Below are 17,286 nucleotides of genomic sequence, written 5' to 3' on the forward strand. Positions count from 1 at the left end.
GGCCGCGCCGCTTCTCGTGGGATCATACGCGCCGTGCTGGGCGATTCTGCTTTCTGCACGGTACGAAACAAGAGGAGCAAGGCGATGATCGATGGACTGGTGGGCGGGCGGTTATACGGCGAGGCGCAGATTCGCACGGGGCAGAACGGCAGGCGTTTCGTGACCTGCAAGGTGCGCGCGGCCACCAACGACGGCGACACGATTTTCGTCAACGTGATCGCTTTCGACGACGACGTGCAAACCGCGCTGCTCGCGTTGAGCGACGCGGACAGTGTCGCACTGAGCGGCACCTTGACGCCCAAGGTCTGGACCGACAAGAACGGGCTCGTCAAACCGGCCGTGGATATGGTCGCCCACAAGATGCTGACGGCTTACGAAGGCCGCCGCGAAGCGGATGAATGAGCCGTGTTCGGCGGCTCGCCGCCGGCATCCCTGAGATACTCGACGAAACGGTCCGCGACGGGTTCCGCGTCGCCGCTTCGGCGCAGCAGCAGCACTTGCGACATCAGCGTCTCGCCCGTCAGCGGCAAGAACGCGACCTTCGGGTCCTGGACCTGACGCAACGTGTACGGCACTAGCGCAACGCCCATGCCGAAGCCGACCATCGTCACGACGGTCTGCCACAAGCGCGCCTCATGGCGAATCAACGGACTGAATCCCGCTCCCACGCACTGCGCGATGATCAGATCGTGATAGTGCGGCGACACGGTGCGCGGAAACAGAATGAACGGCTCCTGCGCCAATGCCCGCAGATCGACCTTGCGTTTGCGCGCCAGCGGATGAGCGGCGGGCAGGCAGCACAGGAACGGCTCGGAAAAAATCGGCGTGGAAATGACGTCGGTCGGAAAATTGCCCCAATGCGCGCAGCCCATATCGATCTGCATGCGCTGGATTGCGTGCACCTGCTCGCTGGTGTTCATCTCCTTCAGGACGATTTCGACGCCGGGGTAATCGGTCTCGAAGCGTTTCACCGCCTGTGGCATGCCACGGTACAGCATCGAATTCACGAAGCCGATACGCAAGCGGCCGGCGAGGCCATGCGCCGAGCGCACCGTCATGCGTTCCGCCTCGTTCGCCTGCAATAACAGGCGGCGCGCTTCGCCGAGCAGCACCTGGCCGGCGTTGGTCAGCGACACCGTTTTGTTGGTGCGCGCGAGCAACTGCACGCCGAGCCGCTCCTCGAACTTGCGAATGTCGAAACTGAGGGCCGGCTGCGAAATGAACAGCCGCTTGGCCGCGCGGCCGAAATGCAGCTCCTCGGCGACCGCCACGAAATAGCGCAACTGCTTCAGGTCCACGGCTGCCTCCTTGGTCTTGATCGATAAGCTGCGTCTATCGTACCGGATATAAGTTGTATTAGACGATTATCGACGCCGCTCCTATGCTCCTCCCACAAGCACTGACGTGCACAGCAGAGTAAGGAGACACGTATGAGCGAAATCACCGCGCAGCCGGCACACGGCTCGTCCAACATTCCCGATAGCCGGGGCATCAACTTCTTCACCAGCGATCCCGACTTCGAGCGTCTGTTGAAGCTGCATCTCGGCGAGACGCTGTTTCACGAACTCGAAAGCCAGCTCGTCTCGCTGGGCCAGCGCGCGTCCGACGAACTCGACGTGTGGGCGCTGTCCGCCGACAAGAACCCGCCGCAATTGCACCATCGCACGCGGCGCGGCGAAGCGCTGCAAAGTATCGACAAGCATCCGGATTACGTCGCGCTGGAACGCGTGGCTTACGCGGAGTTGGGACTGGCCGCGATGAGCCACGAAACCCGCGATGGCAAAAAGTCGCCGCCGCCGCTCGTGAAATACGCCCTGACCTTCCTGTTCGTGCAGGCGGAATTCGGCCTGTGTTGCCCCGTGAGCATGACCGATTCGCTCACGCGCACGCTGCGCAAATTCGGCGCGCCGGAACTGGTCGCGCGTTTTCTGCCGATGCTCGCCTCGCGCGATTTCGACACGCTATTCCAGGGCGCGATGTTCATGACCGAACAGGCAGCGGGTTCGGACGTCGCGCGTATTGCCACGCGTGCGTCGCTCGAAACCGATGCGAACGGTGACGACACGTGGCGTCTGTATGGCGACAAATGGTTTTGCTCGAACGCCGACGCCGATCTCGCGATGGTGCTCGCGCGGCCGGACACGGCGCCGCCCGGCATCAACGGACTCGGACTGTTCCTGTTGCCGAAGACGCTGCCGGACGGCTCGCGCAACAGCTACCGGATCGTGCGTCTGAAGGACAAGCTCGGCAGCCGTTCGATGGCGAGCGGCGAGATCGTGCTGGAAGGCGCGGTCGCGTATCTGATCGGCGAAGTGGGCCGCGGTTTTCATCAAATGGCGGACATGATCAATATGTCGCGTCTGTCGAACGGCGTGCGCGCCGCCGGTTTGATGCGCCGTGCGCTGACCGAGGCGCTGCACATCGCGCGCAATCGCGAAGCGTTCGGCCGCAAGCTGATCGACATGCCGTTGATGCAGCGTCAGTTGCTCAAGATGATGCTGCCCGCCGAACAGGCGCGCTCGATGTTCATGCGCATCGCGCTGCTGCTGGAGCAGGCCGACGCGGGCGACCGGCAGGCGGCGAAATGCGTGCGCATCCTCACGCCGCTCATCAAGTTCCGTGCGTGCCGCGACGCGCGCCGCGTGACCGGCGACGCGATGGAAGTGCGCGGCGGCACCGGCTATATCGAAGAATGGAGCGACGCGCGGCTCGTGCGCGACGCGCATCTCGGCTCGATCTGGGAGGGCACCAGCAATATCGTCGCGCTCGACATCGCGCGAGCCGCGAAACGCGACGGCGCGCTCGAACCGTTGCGCACGTATCTGCAGGATCTGCTCGGCGCGGCGGGATTGCCGGCGGCCAGTCTCGCGTTGCTGCGCGCGACACTCGCGCGTGCGTGCGACGCGTTGGCGAGCGTGGCGGATTCCGGCCGCGACGAATGGGTTCGGCAAGCGGGCACCGCGCTGTATCACGCAAGCACCGCAGTGTTGATGGCATGCGAAGGCGTGCGTCTCGCGCCGGATTACCGGCGTCTTGCGCTCGCACATCTGGTGGTGCGGCACAAGCTGTTGCCGTTCGATCCTCTGGCCTTGCATTCGGCATCGGACGAGAGCGATGTAATCGACGCTTTGGCTAACGGCCGCAGCGTCACGCTCGAACAGGCGCTGCAACTGTTGCCGCAAAGGAGCGCGTAATGGCCGCACCGCTTCCGAACGATGGCAAGCAAGGCGCGTTGCAAGGCATCAAGGTGATCGACTTGAGCCGCGTGCTCGGCGGCCCGTACTGCACCCAGGCGCTCGCCGATCACGGCGCGCAGGTGATCAAGCTCGAGCCGCCCGACGGCGACGAAACGCGTGGCTGGGGGCCGCCGTTCTACGGCGACACCGCCTGGTACTTCGCGGGCGTGAACCGCAACAAGCAGGGCATCGCGGTCGATCTCTCGCGCGATGAAGGCCGCGCGATCCTGTGGAAGCTGCTCGAAGATGCCGACGTGCTGGTCGAAAACTTCAAACCCGGCACGCTCGGGCGCTGGGGCATGGACTACGAGCGCGATCTGCGCGAGCGTTTCCCGAAGCTGATCCATTGCGCCGTATCGGGTTTCGGTCCCGATGGTCCACTCGGCGGCTTGCCCGGCTACGACGCCGCGATTCAGGCGATGACCGGCCTGATGAGCGTGAACGGCGAGCGGGACGGTCCCGCCACGCGCGTCGGCTTGCCGGTCGTCGACATGGTCACCGGCCTGAACGCGCTCGCCGGCATTCTGCTCGCGCTCGCCGAACGCGCGAAGAGCGGCCGCGGCCAGTCGATCGATATCGCGTTGTACGACTGCGGCGTCTCGCTGCTGCATCCGCATCTGCCGAACTATTTCGGCTCGGGCCGCACGCCGCAGCGCAGCGGCAACGCGCATCCCAACATCACGCCGTACGACAGCTATCGCACAGCGAGCGCGCCGATCTTTCTCGCGGTGGGCAACGACCGGCAGTTCGCGAAACTGTGCGCGCATCTCGGCGCGCCCGAACTCGCCGACGATCCGCGTTACGTCGACAACCGCAGCCGCTGCGCGCATCGCGAGCCGCTGAAGGCCGCGCTCGAAAGTCTGCTCGCCACGCACGAGTGCGAGCCGCTCGCGCATGCGCTGATCAACGCGGGCGTGCCGTGCGGTCCGGTGCAAACCGTCGACGTCGTGGCGCGTCATCCGCATACCTTGCATCGCGGCATGGTGGTCGAGATGGGCGAGTATCGCGGCACCGCGTCGCCGATCAAGCTCTCGCGCACGCCGGCCACGTATCGCAGCGCGCCACCGTCGCTCGGCGCCGACACGCGCGACGTGCTCGACGCATTGGGTATCGACGCCGCCACCCAGCAGCGTCTGCTCGAAGCGGGCGTGCTCAAAGCTTAAACACGCAGTTCCCGGCGACGGCACGCAGAAGCCGCGCCATCCAGAAGAAAGACCTTGGAGACAGAGACATGAATCACGAGTCCGACGACCACGCCGCAAGCCGGCAACCGGCGCGCGCCGCAGCCGCGGCTTTTGTCGGCACCACGATCGAGTGGTACGACTTTTATATCTATGCCACGGCGTCCGCGCTGATATTCGGCAAGCTGTTCTTTCCTGGCAGCGATCCGTTTTTCGCCACTCTCGCTTCGTTCGGCACCTTTGCGGTCGGCTTCTTCGCGCGGCCGTTCGGTGGGCTGGTGTTCGGCCACCTGGGCGACCGCATCGGCCGCAAGAAAGCACTCGTGGCGACGTTGGCGATCATGGGCATCGGCACCGTCGGCATCGGCTTCCTGCCGACCTATGCAAGCGCCGGCGTGTGGGCGCCCGTGCTGCTCGTCTTGCTGCGGGTCGCGCAGGGCATTGCGATCGGCGGCGAGTGGGGCGGCGCGGTGCTGATGGCAAGCGAACACGCACCGCAGGGACGGCGCACCTTCTTCGCGTCGTTCGCGCAGCTCGGCAGTCCGGCGGGCTTGATCCTGTCGCTGCTCGCGTTCCGCGCGGTGGCCTCGATGGATAAGGACGCGTTCCTTGGCTGGGGATGGCGCCTGCCGTTTCTCGCGAGTGCCGTGCTGCTGGTGGTCGGCCTGCTGATCCGCGCGGGTGTCGACGAATCGCCGGAATTCAAGGCGCTCAAGGCGCAACGACGCGTGGCCGCGCTGCCGGTCGCCGAGGTCGTGCGCGATGCGTGGCGCACGCTGTTGCTATGCCTCGGCGCGAACGTGATCGGCGTGGCCGGCGCATGGTTCGTCAACACCTTCATGCTCAACTACACGACGCAAACGCTCGGCCTCGACCGTTCGTTGATTCTCGATTGCCTGTTCGTGGTCGCGTTCATCCAGTTGTTCACGCAACTGGGTTCCGGATGGTTCGCGCAACGCATCGGCACGGGGCGCTTCCTGAAGGGCGCGGCCGCGTTGGCGATGCTGTCGCCTTATCCGATGTTCGCGCTCGTTTCGACCGGGCGGCCGGTGGCGATCGTGATCGGCATTGCGCTCGCTGTGATGTGCATGTCGAGTTCCTACGCCGTGATGGCGGGCTTCATGTCGACCGCGTTCCCGGTGCGCGTCAGGTATTCGGCGATTTCGCTGTCGTATCAGGTGTGCGCCGCGCTGGCCGGTGGTCTGACGCCGCTGATCGGGACGTTGCTCGCGCATCGTTATCCGGGCGCCTGGTGGCCGTTGGCCGTGTTCTATAGTGTTCTGGCCGGCGTATCGCTGGCATGCATCGGCACGCTGGAGCGCCGCAAGCGCGGTGCGGCGCACGGCGTCGCCGAAGCGGCCTAGGCGTTTGCCGGTGCGCTCGACGCCGGGAAACACAGGGTAATTGTGGTTCGTGGTTGACCCCACGTCATAGTCCGCCTGCATAATGTCATCCTCAACCGCGCAAAAGCCGCCTACCATCGAGGCGGGCGGCAAAAAAAACGACGGGGGGAAGCCATCATGAATCGCTATCGTTCGCTGGGTGTCGTGACCGGCGCGGCGCAGCTCGCCAGCGCCGACGTCCTGTGCCGGATGAGCGCCGCCTGGAACCGGCTGGGCGCGGCGTGGCCATTCGATCTCGTTCTCGAGCAGCGGTCCTGGCAAGGGCCGGCCTCGCAGAGCGAGGCGAGCGCCCAGTTCAAGATTCACGTATTCGACACCATGCGCGCGTTCGAAAAGCGCGGCGTCGAGGCGATCGTGTTGCCGTGCTTCCTTAGCCATACCTTCATCGACGAACTTTCGGCGAACGTGGCCGTGCCGGTCGCCAACATCATGACGGCGCTCTCGGCGCACGTGCGGCAAGCGTTTCCGTCGGTGCGCCGGATCGGCGTGCTGACTTCGGAGGCCATCCGTCATCACGGCCTCTTCGAACGTTATTTCGATGTCGCGCGGTTCGACGTGCTGTATCCGCGCAACGAAGCGGGCGTCGATTGCGTGACGAGCGCGGTCTATAGCGATGAAGGCATCCTAAACGGCCGCTTCCATGGCCGCCCGGTCGAGTTGCTGCGCGCCGCGTGCGCGGACCTCATTGCGCAGGGCGCGGAGATCATCCTGCCGGGGCTCGTCGAAATCGCGCTGGTCGCGCGCGCGCTCGGCCGGCTCGAGGTGCCGCTCGTCGACGCCAATCTCGTTTACGCGCGCTACGTCGCGGCGGCCCAATATGCGCAGCCGGAGCGGCGCTTCAAGGTGGGCGTGCTGGGCGGCGTCGGGCCGGCGGCGACGGTCGACTTCATGGCCAAGCTGGTGCGCAATACGCCCGCCGCGTGTGATCAGGATCACATCAAGATCATGGTCGAGCAGAATCCGCAGATTCCGGACCGCACCGCCGCGTTGCTCGGCAACGGCGACGATCCGACGCTCGCGCTGTATGCCGGCTGCAAGACGCTCGAGGACGGCGGCGCGGACCTCATCGCGATTCCGTGCAATACGGCGCATGCGTTCGTCGAGCGGATCCAGCCGTCGCTCGGCATTCCGATCGTCAATATGCTGACCTGTACCGCCGATTATCTGCGCGAGACCTTTCCGGACGTGCGCGAAGTCGGCGTGCTCGCCACTTCGGGCACGCTCGCGAGCCGCGTCTATGAGCAGGCGCTCGAAGCGCGCGGTTTCGTGCAGATTGCGCCGGGCGAACCGGCGCAGGCGCGGCTGATGAACGCCATCTACGGACCGAAGGGTGCGAAGGCGGGCGTCACGTCGGGCGAGTGCTGCGATGATCTCGCCGCGGCGCTCGACGATCTGGTCGCGCAAGGCGCCCAGGTGATCGTGCTGGGTTGCACCGAGTTACCGCTGCTGTTGCGTGACGCGACGCTGGCGTGCGCGGGCGGACGGGTGATGCGGCTCGTCGATCCGACCGAGGTGCTGGCGAAGTGCTGCGTGGCGTATGCGCTGGGTAACAGCGGGGCGCTGGATGCAGCGCCGGGTGCTGCGGTGCCGACAGGGAGCCGATCAGTGCGGAAAGCGTCTATGGCTAAGAAATGTGCACCCGTTTCCACACCGTTGCGCCTTGCAAGCCTGGCGCGATAGCGCCGCTTCACGTCTCCGACGCCACTTCGAGCGGCTTTAAACCTTTCTCTGCCCAACGGCACAACGCTTGCTGCCGCGCCAAGCGGCGCGCATTTTTGCCGCCGGTCACCGCCTGACGGGCCTGCAAAGCCCACCCGGGCCGCGTCGTGGAAAACTGTATAAATATACAGTATAGTATCCCGTTGCAAGCCGGGCTTCGGCGCGAGTTTCCGCCAGCCCGGCGCACCGAACTTGCGCGGTCGCGAGGCGTCCGTGAGAGGTGGCCCACTCATTCAGACGGTCGGAAAAATTGGCATCTAACGGCACTATCAAGATTCGCGGCGCACGCCAGCACAACCTCAAGAACGTCGACCTCGACGTACGAACCGGCGAAATGACGGTCGTCACCGGCCCGTCCGGCTCCGGCAAGTCGAGCCTCGTGTTCGACACGCTTTACGCGGAAGGTCAGCGGCGCTACGTCGAAACATTCAGCGCTTACGCCCGGCAGTTTCTCGACCGCATGGACCGGCCGCAAGTCGACCGCGTCGACGGCGTGCCGCCGGCCATTGCGATCGACCAGACCAACCCGGTGCGCAGTTCGCGTTCCACCGTCGGCACCATGACGGAGCTCAACGATCACCTGAAGCTCCTCTACGCGCGCGCGGCCGAACTGTTCGACCGCAAGACGGCCCATCAGGTGCGCCACGACACGCCGGAAACGATCTACGCCGAGTTGCTCGAACGCACGGCGGAAAACGAGCCGCGGCTCGTCGTCACGTTCCCGGTCGAGTTGCCGGAATCCGCGTCGGAGCAGGAAGTGGAGCAGTGGCTGTCGGCCAGTGGCTACACGCGCGTGCAGGCGCAGCGCGAAGTCGATTCGCCTACCGGCAAGCGCAAGCTGCTCGACGTGGTGGCCGACCGCTTCCGGCTGCGCTCGGTGGACAAGCAGCGGGTGGTCGAGGCGATCGAGGCCTCGCTCAAGCGCGGCGGCGGGCGTGTCAATATCTATGTGCTGCCGGCGTCATCGGAAGGGGCGGACAGTCAGGAAGCCGAACCGCAAATCTGGCGTTTCTCCACCGGCTTGCACAGCCCGGAAAGCGATCTGCGCTACGCCGAACCGCAGCCCGCGCTGTTCTCGTTCAACTCGGCCTACGGCGCGTGCGAAGTGTGCCGCGGTTTCGGCCGCGTGATCGGCGTCGACCTCGGGCTGGTGATCCCGGACGCGCGCAAGACGCTGCGCGACGGCGCGATCAAGCCCATGCAAACGCCCGCGTGGAAGGAATGCCAGGACGATCTGATGCGCTACGCGGCGAAAGCCGATATCCGCCGCGGCACGCCGTGGGGCGAGCTGACGGACGCCGAGCGCGACTGGGTCATCAACGGCTCGCCGGATTGGAACGGCAAGTGGCAAAGCCATTGGTACGGCGTCAAACGCTTCTTCGAGTATCTCGAATCGAAAGCGTACAAGATGCATATTCGTGTGCTGCTGTCCAAGTACCGCAGCTATACGCCGTGCGAAACCTGCGGCGGCGCGCGCCTGAAAACGGAATCGCTGTTGTGGCGCCTCGGCAGCAAGGTCAATGCGGACGACGTGCTGCCGGCCGAGAAGCGCTTCCTGCCGCGCGGCGTCGACTGGACGCGCGGGCAGCTCGAAGCGTTGCCGGGTCTGACCGTGCATGACCTGATGCTGATGCCGATCGAGCGCATCCGGCGCTTCTTCGACGAAATCAGTTTGCCGAGCGCCTTGCTCGACGACGCGCTCAAGCTGCTGCTAGCCGAAGTGCGCACGCGCCTCAAGTACCTGTGCGACGTGGGCCTCGGTTATCTGACGCTCGACCGGCAAAGCCGCACGCTGTCGGGCGGCGAAGTGCAGCGGATCAACCTGACCACGGCACTCGGCACGTCGCTCACCAAGACCCTGTTCGTGCTCGACGAGCCGAGCATCGGCTTGCATCCGCGCGATCTGAACCGCATCGTCGAAGCCATGCACCGTTTGCGCGACGCGGGCAATACGCTGGTGGTGGTCGAACACGATCCCTCCGTGATGCTCGCGGCGGATCGTCTGATCGACATGGGTCCGGGACCGGGCGAGCGCGGCGGCTCGATCATTTACGACGGCGTGCCCGAGGCGATCCGTTCGTCAGGCACGCTCACCGGCGAGTACCTGGGTGGCCGCCGGCATGTGGCCGACGCGGCGCATTGGTCGCAGCGTCCGGTGGATGCCGCCACGCCGCGCATCGTGCTCGAAGGCGCGACTGAGCACAATCTGCGCGATGTCACGGTGGAGATTCCATTGCAGCGGCTCGTCTGCGTGACGGGGGTGTCGGGGTCCGGCAAATCCACGTTGCTGCAAGACGTGTTGTATCCGGCCATGGCACGGCACTTCGGTCTCGCCACTGAGTCGCCGGGCGCATTCACAAGTTTGAGCGGCGCCGATCAGGTTACCGACGTCGTGTTCGTCGACCAGTCGCCGATCGGCAAGACGGCGCGTTCGAATCCGGCGAGTTACGTCGGCGCGTTCGACGAGATCCGCAAGCTGTTTGCCAAGGCGCCGCTCGCGCAGCAACGCGGCTACGGTCCGGGCATGTTCAGCTTCAACTCGGGCGAAGGCCGTTGCCCGACCTGCGGCGGCTCGGGTTTCGAGCATATCGAAATGCAATTCCTGAGCGACGTGTACCTGCGCTGCCCCGATTGCGACGGGCGCCGTTATCGCGCGGAACTGCTCGAAGTGAAGATCGAGCGTGGCGAACCGGCGCGCGCGCTGAGCATTGCCGACGTGCTGGAATTGACGGTGAGCGAAGCCACCGCGTATTTTGCAAAAGATGCCGAAGTGTTGCGCGTGCTGCAGCCAATCGTCGACGTGGGCCTCGAATACGTGAAGCTCGGCCAGCCGGTGCCCACGCTGTCGGGCGGCGAAGCGCAGCGGCTCAAGCTCGCCGGTTTCCTCGCGGAATCGGCCCAGGCGCGGACTGCGCGCAGCGCGAAGCAGCCGGTTGCCAAACGTCTGTTCATGTTCGACGAACCCACCACGGGCCTGCATTTCGACGACATCGCCAAGCTGATGCAGGCGTTCGGCAAGCTGCTCGCGAGCGGTCATTCGCTGATCGTGATCGAGCACAATCTCGACGTGATCCGCGCGGCCGACTGGCTGATCGACCTGGGTCCCGAAGGTGGCGATGGCGGCGGCCGGGTCTTGTGCGCCGGCACGCCGGAAGACGTCAAAGCTTGCCCGGAATCGCATACCGGCGTGGCGCTGCTGCAATATGACCGTGCCATGGGCGCAGCGGCCGAACCGGCGTCGCAAGGCATTCCGCTGCAAAAGGCGCTGAGCGCCGCGCGTGCGCGCCGGGCGATCGAAGGCGAGGACGTGGTGCGCATCGTCAATGCGCGCGAGCACAACCTGAAAGCGCTGGACGTGGACATTCCGCACGGCAAATTCAACGTGATTACCGGCGTGTCCGGTTCGGGCAAGTCCACGCTCGCCTTCGACATTCTGTTTCACGAAGGGCAGCGCCGTTACCTCGAATCGCTGAATGCCTACGCACGTTCCATCGTGCAGCCGGCGGGGCGGCCCGAGGTCGACGCGGTGTACGGCATTCCGCCGACCGTCGCGATCGAGCAGCGGCTCTCGCGCGGCGGCCGCAAGAGTACCGTGGCGACCACGTCGGAGGTCTGGCACTTCCTGCGTCTGCTGTATGTGAAGCTCGGTTTGCAGCATTGCATTCACGACGGTACGCCGGTCACGTCGCAAAGCGTCGAATCGATCGCGGCGCAGTTGCTGCGCGATCACAAGGGGCAGCACGTTGGCTTTCTCGCGCCGCTGGTCGTGAACCGCAAGGGCGTTTATACGGATCTGGCGAAATGGGCGAAAGCGCGCGGCAATACTCATCTGCGCGTGGACGGCGAGTTCGTGCCGGTGGATCCGTGGCCGAAGCTCGACCGCTTCCGCGAGCATACGATCGAGCTGCCGGTGGCCGACATTGTCGTGTCGCCGGACAACGAAGCCGAACTGCGTCAGGCGCTCGACCAGACGCTCGAAGTCGGCAAGGGCGTGATGCATCTGCTGGCGCCGCTCGACGGTTTGCACGACGCGATCAGCGGCGGCCATCCCACCGCGAAACTCGGCGCGGTGAAGGTGCTGTCCACCAAGCGCGCATGTCCGGTGTGCGGCACGAGTTATCCCGAACTCGATCCGCGCATGTTCTCGTACAACAGCAAGCATGGCTGGTGTACCACGTGTGTCGGCACGGGCCTCGCGCTCACGCGTGAACAACGCGCGGTGTACGACGATACGATCGTCGTCGACGACAATCGCGGTCGCGAACAGAGCCTGCCGTCGGAAGAGCAGGAACCCGAAGGTCTCGTGGACGAACCATGTCCGGATTGTGCGGGTACGCGTCTGAACCCCACCGCGCGCGCGGTCACGTTCGACGCGCAGGCGATCGTCGATGTCGCGCAGTGGACCGTGTCCGACACGCGCGCATGGATCGACTCGCTGGAGATGACCGGTCGCGACGCGGAGATCGCGCGTGACGTGGTGAGCGAAATCGGCAGCCGCCTGCAGTTCCTCGAGGAAGTGGGGCTCGGCTATCTGAGTCTCGATCGCGCGGCGCCGAGTCTGTCCGGCGGCGAAGCGCAGCGCATCCGGCTCGCCGCGCAACTCGGCAGTAACTTGCAAGGCGTGTGCTATGTGCTCGACGAACCGACCATCGGTCTGCATCCGCGCGATAACCAGATTCTGTTGAACGCTTTGCGCAAGCTCGGTGAAAAGGGCAATACGCTGGTGGTCGTCGAGCATGATGAGGACACGATTCGGCGTGCGGATCACATCATCGACATCGGACCGGGCGCGGGCAAACGCGGCGGCACGCTGGTCGCGCAGGGCAGTGTGGCCGACCTGTCGGCGCAACCCGATTCGCTGACCGGACAGTTTCTCGCGCAGCCCATCGTGCATCCGTTGCAGCCGCGCCGCGAAGTGGTCGCGCCCGGCAAACGTACGGCTGCAGTGCCGGAGAATTGGCTGACTGTGCACGGCGGCAAGCTGCACAATTTGCGCAACGTCACGGTCGGCATTCCGCTCTCGCGGCTGGTGGCGGTCACCGGCGTCAGCGGCTCCGGCAAGTCGACACTTGCACGCGACGTGCTGATGACCAACCTGCTGGATGCCGTCGGACGTTCGGTGCTGTCGTCGCCGGCCACGCGGCGCGCGCGTGCGGCGGCCGAGGAGAAGCCCGCGGCGAACCGGCGTTCCAGCGTGCTGGCGCGCACAGCGCCGCGTGCGCCGCTCAACGTGACGCATGCATGGCAAGGGTGCGATGCGATCACTGGCTGGGAAACCATCGACCGTGTACTCGAAGTCGATCAAACGCCGATCGGCAAGACGCCGCGTTCGTGTCCGGCCACTTATATCGGCGTGTGGGACGCGATCCGCAAGCTGTTTGCCGGCACGCTCGAAGCGCGCGCGCGTGGCTATACGGCCTCGCGTTTCTCGTTCAACACCGGCGAAGGCCGTTGCCCGGCCTGCGAGGGGCAGGGCGTGCGCACCATCGGCATGAGCTTTCTGCCCGACGTGAAGGTGCCTTGCGATGTGTGTCACGGGCAGCGCTTCAATCCCGAGACGCTGGCGGTCACGTGGCGCGGCAAGAATATCGGCGACGTGCTGACCATGGAAATCGACGAGGCCGTCGAGTTCTTCGCGCCCATCTCCAACATCGCTCATCCATTGCAGTTGATGAAAGACGTCGGGCTCGGCTATCTCACGCTGGGTCAGCCGTCGCCCACGTTGTCGGGCGGCGAGGCGCAGCGTATCAAGCTCGTCACCGAATTGAGCAAAGTGCGTGACGACATCACACGGCGCGGCCAGAAACCGCCGCATACCTTGTATGTGCTGGACGAACCGACCGTGGGCCTGCATATGGCGGACGTCGCCAAGCTGATTCGCGTGCTGCATCGTCTCGCGGACGGCGGGCATAGTGTCGTCGTCATCGAACACGATCTGGATGTGATCGCCGAGGCGGACTGGATCATCGACCTCGGTCCGGAAGGCGGAGTGGGCGGCGGGGCGATCGTCGCTGCTACGGATCCCGAAGGATTGTCGCGCGTTGCGGCGAGTCATACGGGCGCCGCGTTGCGGCCGGTCCTCGCGCGATCGCGTAACAACAGCGCTGTCGTGGCAGGCGAGGGCACAAACGGTTGATGCGGCAGAGCGGCGCGATCATCGTTGCGCCGCTCCCGCTTGCTCCTTTGTTGAGTTGAACCCGCAAGAGTTTGCCGGCGCATGATTCATGTCATTCTGGCCGGGCGAATTCGGCCCTCACGAAATTGCCCTATATGCCCACCAACGTCGCGCCGACATCGCCCGCGCCCGACATGATTCGTGTTGTTGGCTTAATGTAATTTATTGGAATTGTTTTGTAATTCAATTCAACGCGTAATTGAGATGCGTATTTAGAGTGTCGTAAATACCGCTAAAGTTTTTTTAAACGCTTCTACTCTTCTGCTATCGTCTCGCCTTCGGCGGCGGTCACACCCCCGGCGCCCGAACACCACAACAAACGTCCTATCCGCGATCCACGCGAGTCATGTTGAGATGGCGCGCAAACGCCTGCCCAGCGGGGGCTTTCGCGATCCGGATCAGACGTGCTGCCGGCCGTTTCGCGTGCATCGATGCACGACGAATGTGCAGCGAATTCCCAATTGTCGGGCAGAAAAAGCCGAATGCTTATCTGCTCGACATACGCTTATTCTTTTAAAGCGGAGCGAATTTCGCTTGAGTTAGAGTTACCTCTCTAAACTAAGTATGTTGTCATCAAAAAAAGTTTGACCGTACATTTTTTGTCCTGCTATCGTTGCGACCGATGAAACGCGTGTGACGTTTGCGCAAAAAGTTCCAGGCGCTACGACTTATAGCGATCGGGTGGTCTCCAGCGTTCATGCAAGGCAGAAGTTAGCGGCTCAAATTTAATCTATTAGTAGTTCTACTTAGATCGGCTATTCGGCTCGCATGACGCACGGCCGCGGTCTCCTGGAGCCGCGTCCGTGTCGTCGGATCGGAGCCGGGTAGTGTCACGTCCGTTTTGGACTCCGAATCAATGACCGCCGGTCATCGGATGGTTGAAGTGAATGTTGTTTGCGGTAGATAAGCGCACTGCAGTTACAGAAATGGACGATTCACGCCGGAGGAGTAAAGGTGGGTACGAAAGTCGAAGGGCAATTTCCGGCAGTAGCGGCCCGTATGGAGAGGCCGGGGCGCCCGCGTGAGTTTGGGCGCAAGCAGCAAAACCCAGTACGCCGCTTTGGCGGTATCGCAGTTGTTCTGCTTTTGCACATCGTGCTGATTTATGCGCTGATCAATGGCCTCGCCACCAAGGTCGTGCAGGTCATTCAGCATCCTATCGAGACGAAAATCATCGAACCGGTGAAGCCACCGCCTCCGCCGCCGTTGCCCACGGTTCAATTGCCGCCGCCTAAGTTCGCGCCGCCGCCGCCGCCGTTCGTGCCGCCGCCGGAAGTGCAGGTGCAAACGCCGCCGCAGCCGACCATTACGCATCAGGCCGCGCCGGTCGTGTCGGCGCCTGCCGTGGCGCCGCCCGCACCGCCGGCACCGCCCGCGCCGAGCAAGCCTGTGAGCACCGAAGTTGGAGTCGTGTGTCCGAACTCGGATCAGATCCGTTCGTCGATCCGCTATCCGAAGGAAGCGCAGGAAAACAACGTGACGGGTGATGTTCTCATTGAATTCGTTGTCGACCCGCAGGGCCATATTACGAATGAACGCGTTGCCAAATCCTCGGACGACTCATCACTGGATCGTGCCGCATTCAACGCAGTCAAGCAGTTTACGTGCGTTTCCCAAGGCCAGGCTGTCCGTGTGCAAGTTCCGTTCTCCTTTAATCTGAACTGAATTCACAGACTGTTCGGTACCGGTAGCGATTTATCAGTCTTAGTTTAGAAGTTGTACTAATGAACTTGGAGCAGGCATGAAGAAGCGTACTCTCGCCGCACTGGCGGCAAGCATGTTGATCGCCGTAACCACGGTGGATACCTTTGTTGCACCGCAAATGGCCCATGCGCAGGCTAGCGACGCCACCGCGTCGGCAACCGTCGCACCGGCCACTGCCGCGCCGCAAACCGCGAGCGCGGCCGCCGACGAAGCGGTGCCGCCGCCGGCGCCGGCTACGTCCGAAACCGTCAGCAACCCGTACGGCCTTAGCGCCCTCTGGAAGAACGGCGACTTCGTTGCCCGTTTCGTGCTGATTCTGCTGGTGATCATGTCGATGGGCAGCTGGTACATCATGATCACCAAGTTCTTCGAACAGTTCCGCGCGAACCGCCGCGCAAAGAGCGCCGACGAGCAGTTGTGGACCGCGCCGTCGCTGGGCGAAGGCGCGAAGCTCCTCGACGAAGCCTCGCCGTTCCGCTTCATCGCTGAAACGGCCATCGAGGCCGGCGAGCATCATGACGAAGCGCTGCTCGAAGCCGTGGACCGCAACACGTGGATCGATACCTCGGTCGAGCGTGCGATCACCAACGTGTCGAATCGTCTGCAAGACGGTTTGGCTTTCCTCGGCACGGTCGGTTCCACGGCGCCGTTCGTCGGCCTGTTCGGTACGGTGTGGGGGATTTATCACGCGCTGACGGCCATCGGCATTGCCGGCCAGGCTTCGATCGACAAGGTCGCGGGTCCGGTGGGCGAGGCGCTGATCATGACCGCCATCGGTCTCGCGGTCGCAGTGCCCGCGGTGCTCGGCTACAACTTCCTGGTTCGCCGCAACAAGTCGGTGATGGAGCGTGTGCGTGCATTCGGCGCGCAACTGCATACCGTTCTGCTGGCCGGTAGCCGCCGCCCGGCGCGCGCCGCGGTTCGCGAAGCATCGCTGGTTCAATAAGCGGAGTCCGTCATGGCAATGAGCGTTGGGCAGGACGACAACGACGAGGTCATCTCCAGTATCAACACCACGCCGCTGGTCGACGTGATGCTGGTTCTGCTGATCATCTTTCTGATCACGATCCCGGTCGTGACGCATACGGTGCCGGTGCAATTGCCGAAGGAGACGATCCAGCCGCTGCAGACCACGCCCAAAAGTATCGTCATCGCGGTCAACCGCGACGGCGACTTCTTCTGGAACGAGAAGCAGGTCGACGCGCCGACGTTGCTGGCACGCCTGAAAACCGTGTCGGTCATGACGCCGCAACCGGAAGTGCATGTTCGCGGCGACCAGAGCGCGCGTTATGAATTCATCGGCCGGGTCATTACCGAGTGCGAGCGCGCCGGTATCGCGAAGGTTTCGTTTATCACTGAGCCGCCCGCGCGCGGCGGCTAACTTTGCATGGGATCGGACCAAGCGTAAAGCGCCAGGTCCGATCGACAGGAGGCGATGATGGGAATGAACGTATCGTCGGGCGGCGGCAGCGAACCGGATGTGATGGTCGACATCAACACCACGCCGCTGATCGACGTGATGCTGGTGCTGCTGATCATGCTGATCATCACGATCCCGATTCAGACGCACGCCATCAAGATGAACCTGCCGGTCGGCAATCCGCCGCCGCCGATCACGCAGCCGGAAGTGGTGCAGATCGATATCGACTTCGACGGCACCACGACCTGGAATGGCCAGCCGGTGCCGAACCGCGCGGCGCTCGAATCCAGGCTCGCGCAAGTGGCCGCCGAACCGGTTCAGGCGGAAATCCATCTGCGTCCGAACAAACTGGTGCCGTACAAGGATGTCGCGGAGGTAATGGCGTCGGCGCAACGATTGGGCGCGACGAAGATCGGCCTGATCGGCAATGAGCAGTACATGCAATAGG

The 17,286-nt window shown here is 64.0% G+C and carries 11 protein-coding genes; 10 read left to right on the forward strand and 1 reads right to left on the reverse strand.

The features are described 5' to 3' along the window. The first annotated feature begins 84 nt into the window (after positions 1-84). Positions 85-402: a single-stranded DNA-binding protein gene (locus ACQKRQ_RS37170; protein ID WP_132375150.1), complete on the forward strand. Its 318-nt coding sequence runs from the start codon at positions 85-87 to the stop codon at positions 400-402. Here ACQKRQ_RS37170 and ACQKRQ_RS37175 read toward each other — a convergent pair. Beyond that, the gene (locus ACQKRQ_RS37175) at positions 372-1,298 is read right to left on the reverse strand and encodes a LysR family transcriptional regulator (protein WP_427482613.1); all 927 of its coding nucleotides are present in this window, start codon (positions 1,296-1,298) and stop codon (positions 372-374) included. The genes ACQKRQ_RS37170 and ACQKRQ_RS37175 overlap by 31 nt on opposite strands. A 132-nt stretch (positions 1,299-1,430) precedes the next feature. On the opposite strand from ACQKRQ_RS37175, the gene ACQKRQ_RS37180 reads away from it, so the two are divergent. The 9 genes from ACQKRQ_RS37180 to ACQKRQ_RS37220 all read left to right on the forward strand — a co-directional run bounded on the left by ACQKRQ_RS37180 (position 1,431) and on the right by ACQKRQ_RS37220 (position 17,285). Beyond that, a complete protein-coding gene (locus tag ACQKRQ_RS37180) occupies positions 1,431-3,194 on the forward strand; it encodes an acyl-CoA dehydrogenase family protein (RefSeq protein WP_427482615.1) in 1,764 nt (587 codons plus the stop codon). After that, positions 3,194-4,399: a CaiB/BaiF CoA transferase family protein gene (locus ACQKRQ_RS37185; RefSeq protein ID WP_427482616.1), complete on the forward strand. Its 1,206-nt coding sequence runs from the start codon at positions 3,194-3,196 to the stop codon at positions 4,397-4,399. Before ACQKRQ_RS37180 ends, ACQKRQ_RS37185 begins: the two co-directional genes overlap by 1 nt. 68 nt (positions 4,400-4,467) lie before the next feature. Continuing rightward, positions 4,468-5,781, forward strand: coding sequence for an MFS transporter (locus ACQKRQ_RS37190; protein WP_427482617.1), 1,314 nt, complete (start codon positions 4,468-4,470; stop codon positions 5,779-5,781). 156 nt (positions 5,782-5,937) lie between these two features. After that, complete coding sequence (locus tag ACQKRQ_RS37195; RefSeq protein WP_427482619.1) at positions 5,938-7,500, forward strand: amino acid racemase; 1,563 nt, start codon at positions 5,938-5,940, stop codon at positions 7,498-7,500. Between the two features lie 289 nt (positions 7,501-7,789). Next, on the forward strand, positions 7,790-13,675 hold the full coding sequence (gene uvrA / locus ACQKRQ_RS37200; RefSeq protein WP_427482620.1) for an excinuclease ABC subunit UvrA: 5,886 nt from the start codon (positions 7,790-7,792) through the stop codon (positions 13,673-13,675). A gap of 1,038 nt (positions 13,676-14,713) precedes the next feature. Then, positions 14,714-15,379 carry an energy transducer TonB gene (locus ACQKRQ_RS37205; RefSeq protein ID WP_207915680.1) on the forward strand — a complete coding sequence of 222 codons (666 nt, stop codon included), beginning with the start codon at positions 14,714-14,716 and terminating at the stop codon, positions 15,377-15,379. 76 nt (positions 15,380-15,455) lie between these two features. After that, positions 15,456-16,364, forward strand: coding sequence for a MotA/TolQ/ExbB proton channel family protein (locus ACQKRQ_RS37210; protein WP_408182633.1), 909 nt, complete (start codon positions 15,456-15,458; stop codon positions 16,362-16,364). 12 nt (positions 16,365-16,376) lie between these two features. Next, positions 16,377-16,799 (forward strand): ExbD/TolR family protein, encoded by a 423-nt coding sequence (locus ACQKRQ_RS37215; RefSeq protein ID WP_012432473.1) that lies wholly within the window; start codon positions 16,377-16,379, stop codon positions 16,797-16,799. Positions 16,800-16,856: 57 nt separating this feature from the next. Beyond that, positions 16,857-17,285: an ExbD/TolR family protein gene (locus ACQKRQ_RS37220; RefSeq protein ID WP_011487696.1), complete on the forward strand. Its 429-nt coding sequence runs from the start codon at positions 16,857-16,859 to the stop codon at positions 17,283-17,285. The last annotated feature ends 1 nt before the right edge of the window (position 17,286 follow it).

The sequence above is a fragment of the Paraburkholderia sp. NPDC080076 genome, from assembly GCF_050281145.1.
Classification (GTDB): domain Bacteria; phylum Pseudomonadota; class Gammaproteobacteria; order Burkholderiales; family Burkholderiaceae; genus Paraburkholderia.

Excerpts from the sequence above, each read along its gene's own strand:
- ACQKRQ_RS37170 (WP_132375150.1), top strand. The coding sequence starts at position 85 with ATGATCGATGGACTGGTGGGCGGGCGGTTATACGGCGAGGCGCAGATT.
- ACQKRQ_RS37180 (WP_427482615.1), top strand. The coding sequence starts at position 1,431 with ATGAGCGAAATCACCGCGCAGCCGGCACACGGCTCGTCCAACATTCCC.
- ACQKRQ_RS37185 (WP_427482616.1), top strand. The coding sequence starts at position 3,194 with ATGGCCGCACCGCTTCCGAACGATGGCAAGCAAGGCGCGTTGCAAGGC.
- ACQKRQ_RS37190 (WP_427482617.1), top strand. The coding sequence starts at position 4,468 with ATGAATCACGAGTCCGACGACCACGCCGCAAGCCGGCAACCGGCGCGC.
- ACQKRQ_RS37195 (WP_427482619.1), top strand. The coding sequence starts at position 5,938 with ATGAATCGCTATCGTTCGCTGGGTGTCGTGACCGGCGCGGCGCAGCTC.
- ACQKRQ_RS37205 (WP_207915680.1), top strand. The coding sequence starts at position 14,714 with ATGGAGAGGCCGGGGCGCCCGCGTGAGTTTGGGCGCAAGCAGCAAAAC.
- ACQKRQ_RS37210 (WP_408182633.1), top strand. The coding sequence starts at position 15,456 with ATGAAGAAGCGTACTCTCGCCGCACTGGCGGCAAGCATGTTGATCGCC.
- ACQKRQ_RS37215 (WP_012432473.1), top strand. The coding sequence starts at position 16,377 with ATGGCAATGAGCGTTGGGCAGGACGACAACGACGAGGTCATCTCCAGT.
- ACQKRQ_RS37220 (WP_011487696.1), top strand. The coding sequence starts at position 16,857 with ATGGGAATGAACGTATCGTCGGGCGGCGGCAGCGAACCGGATGTGATG.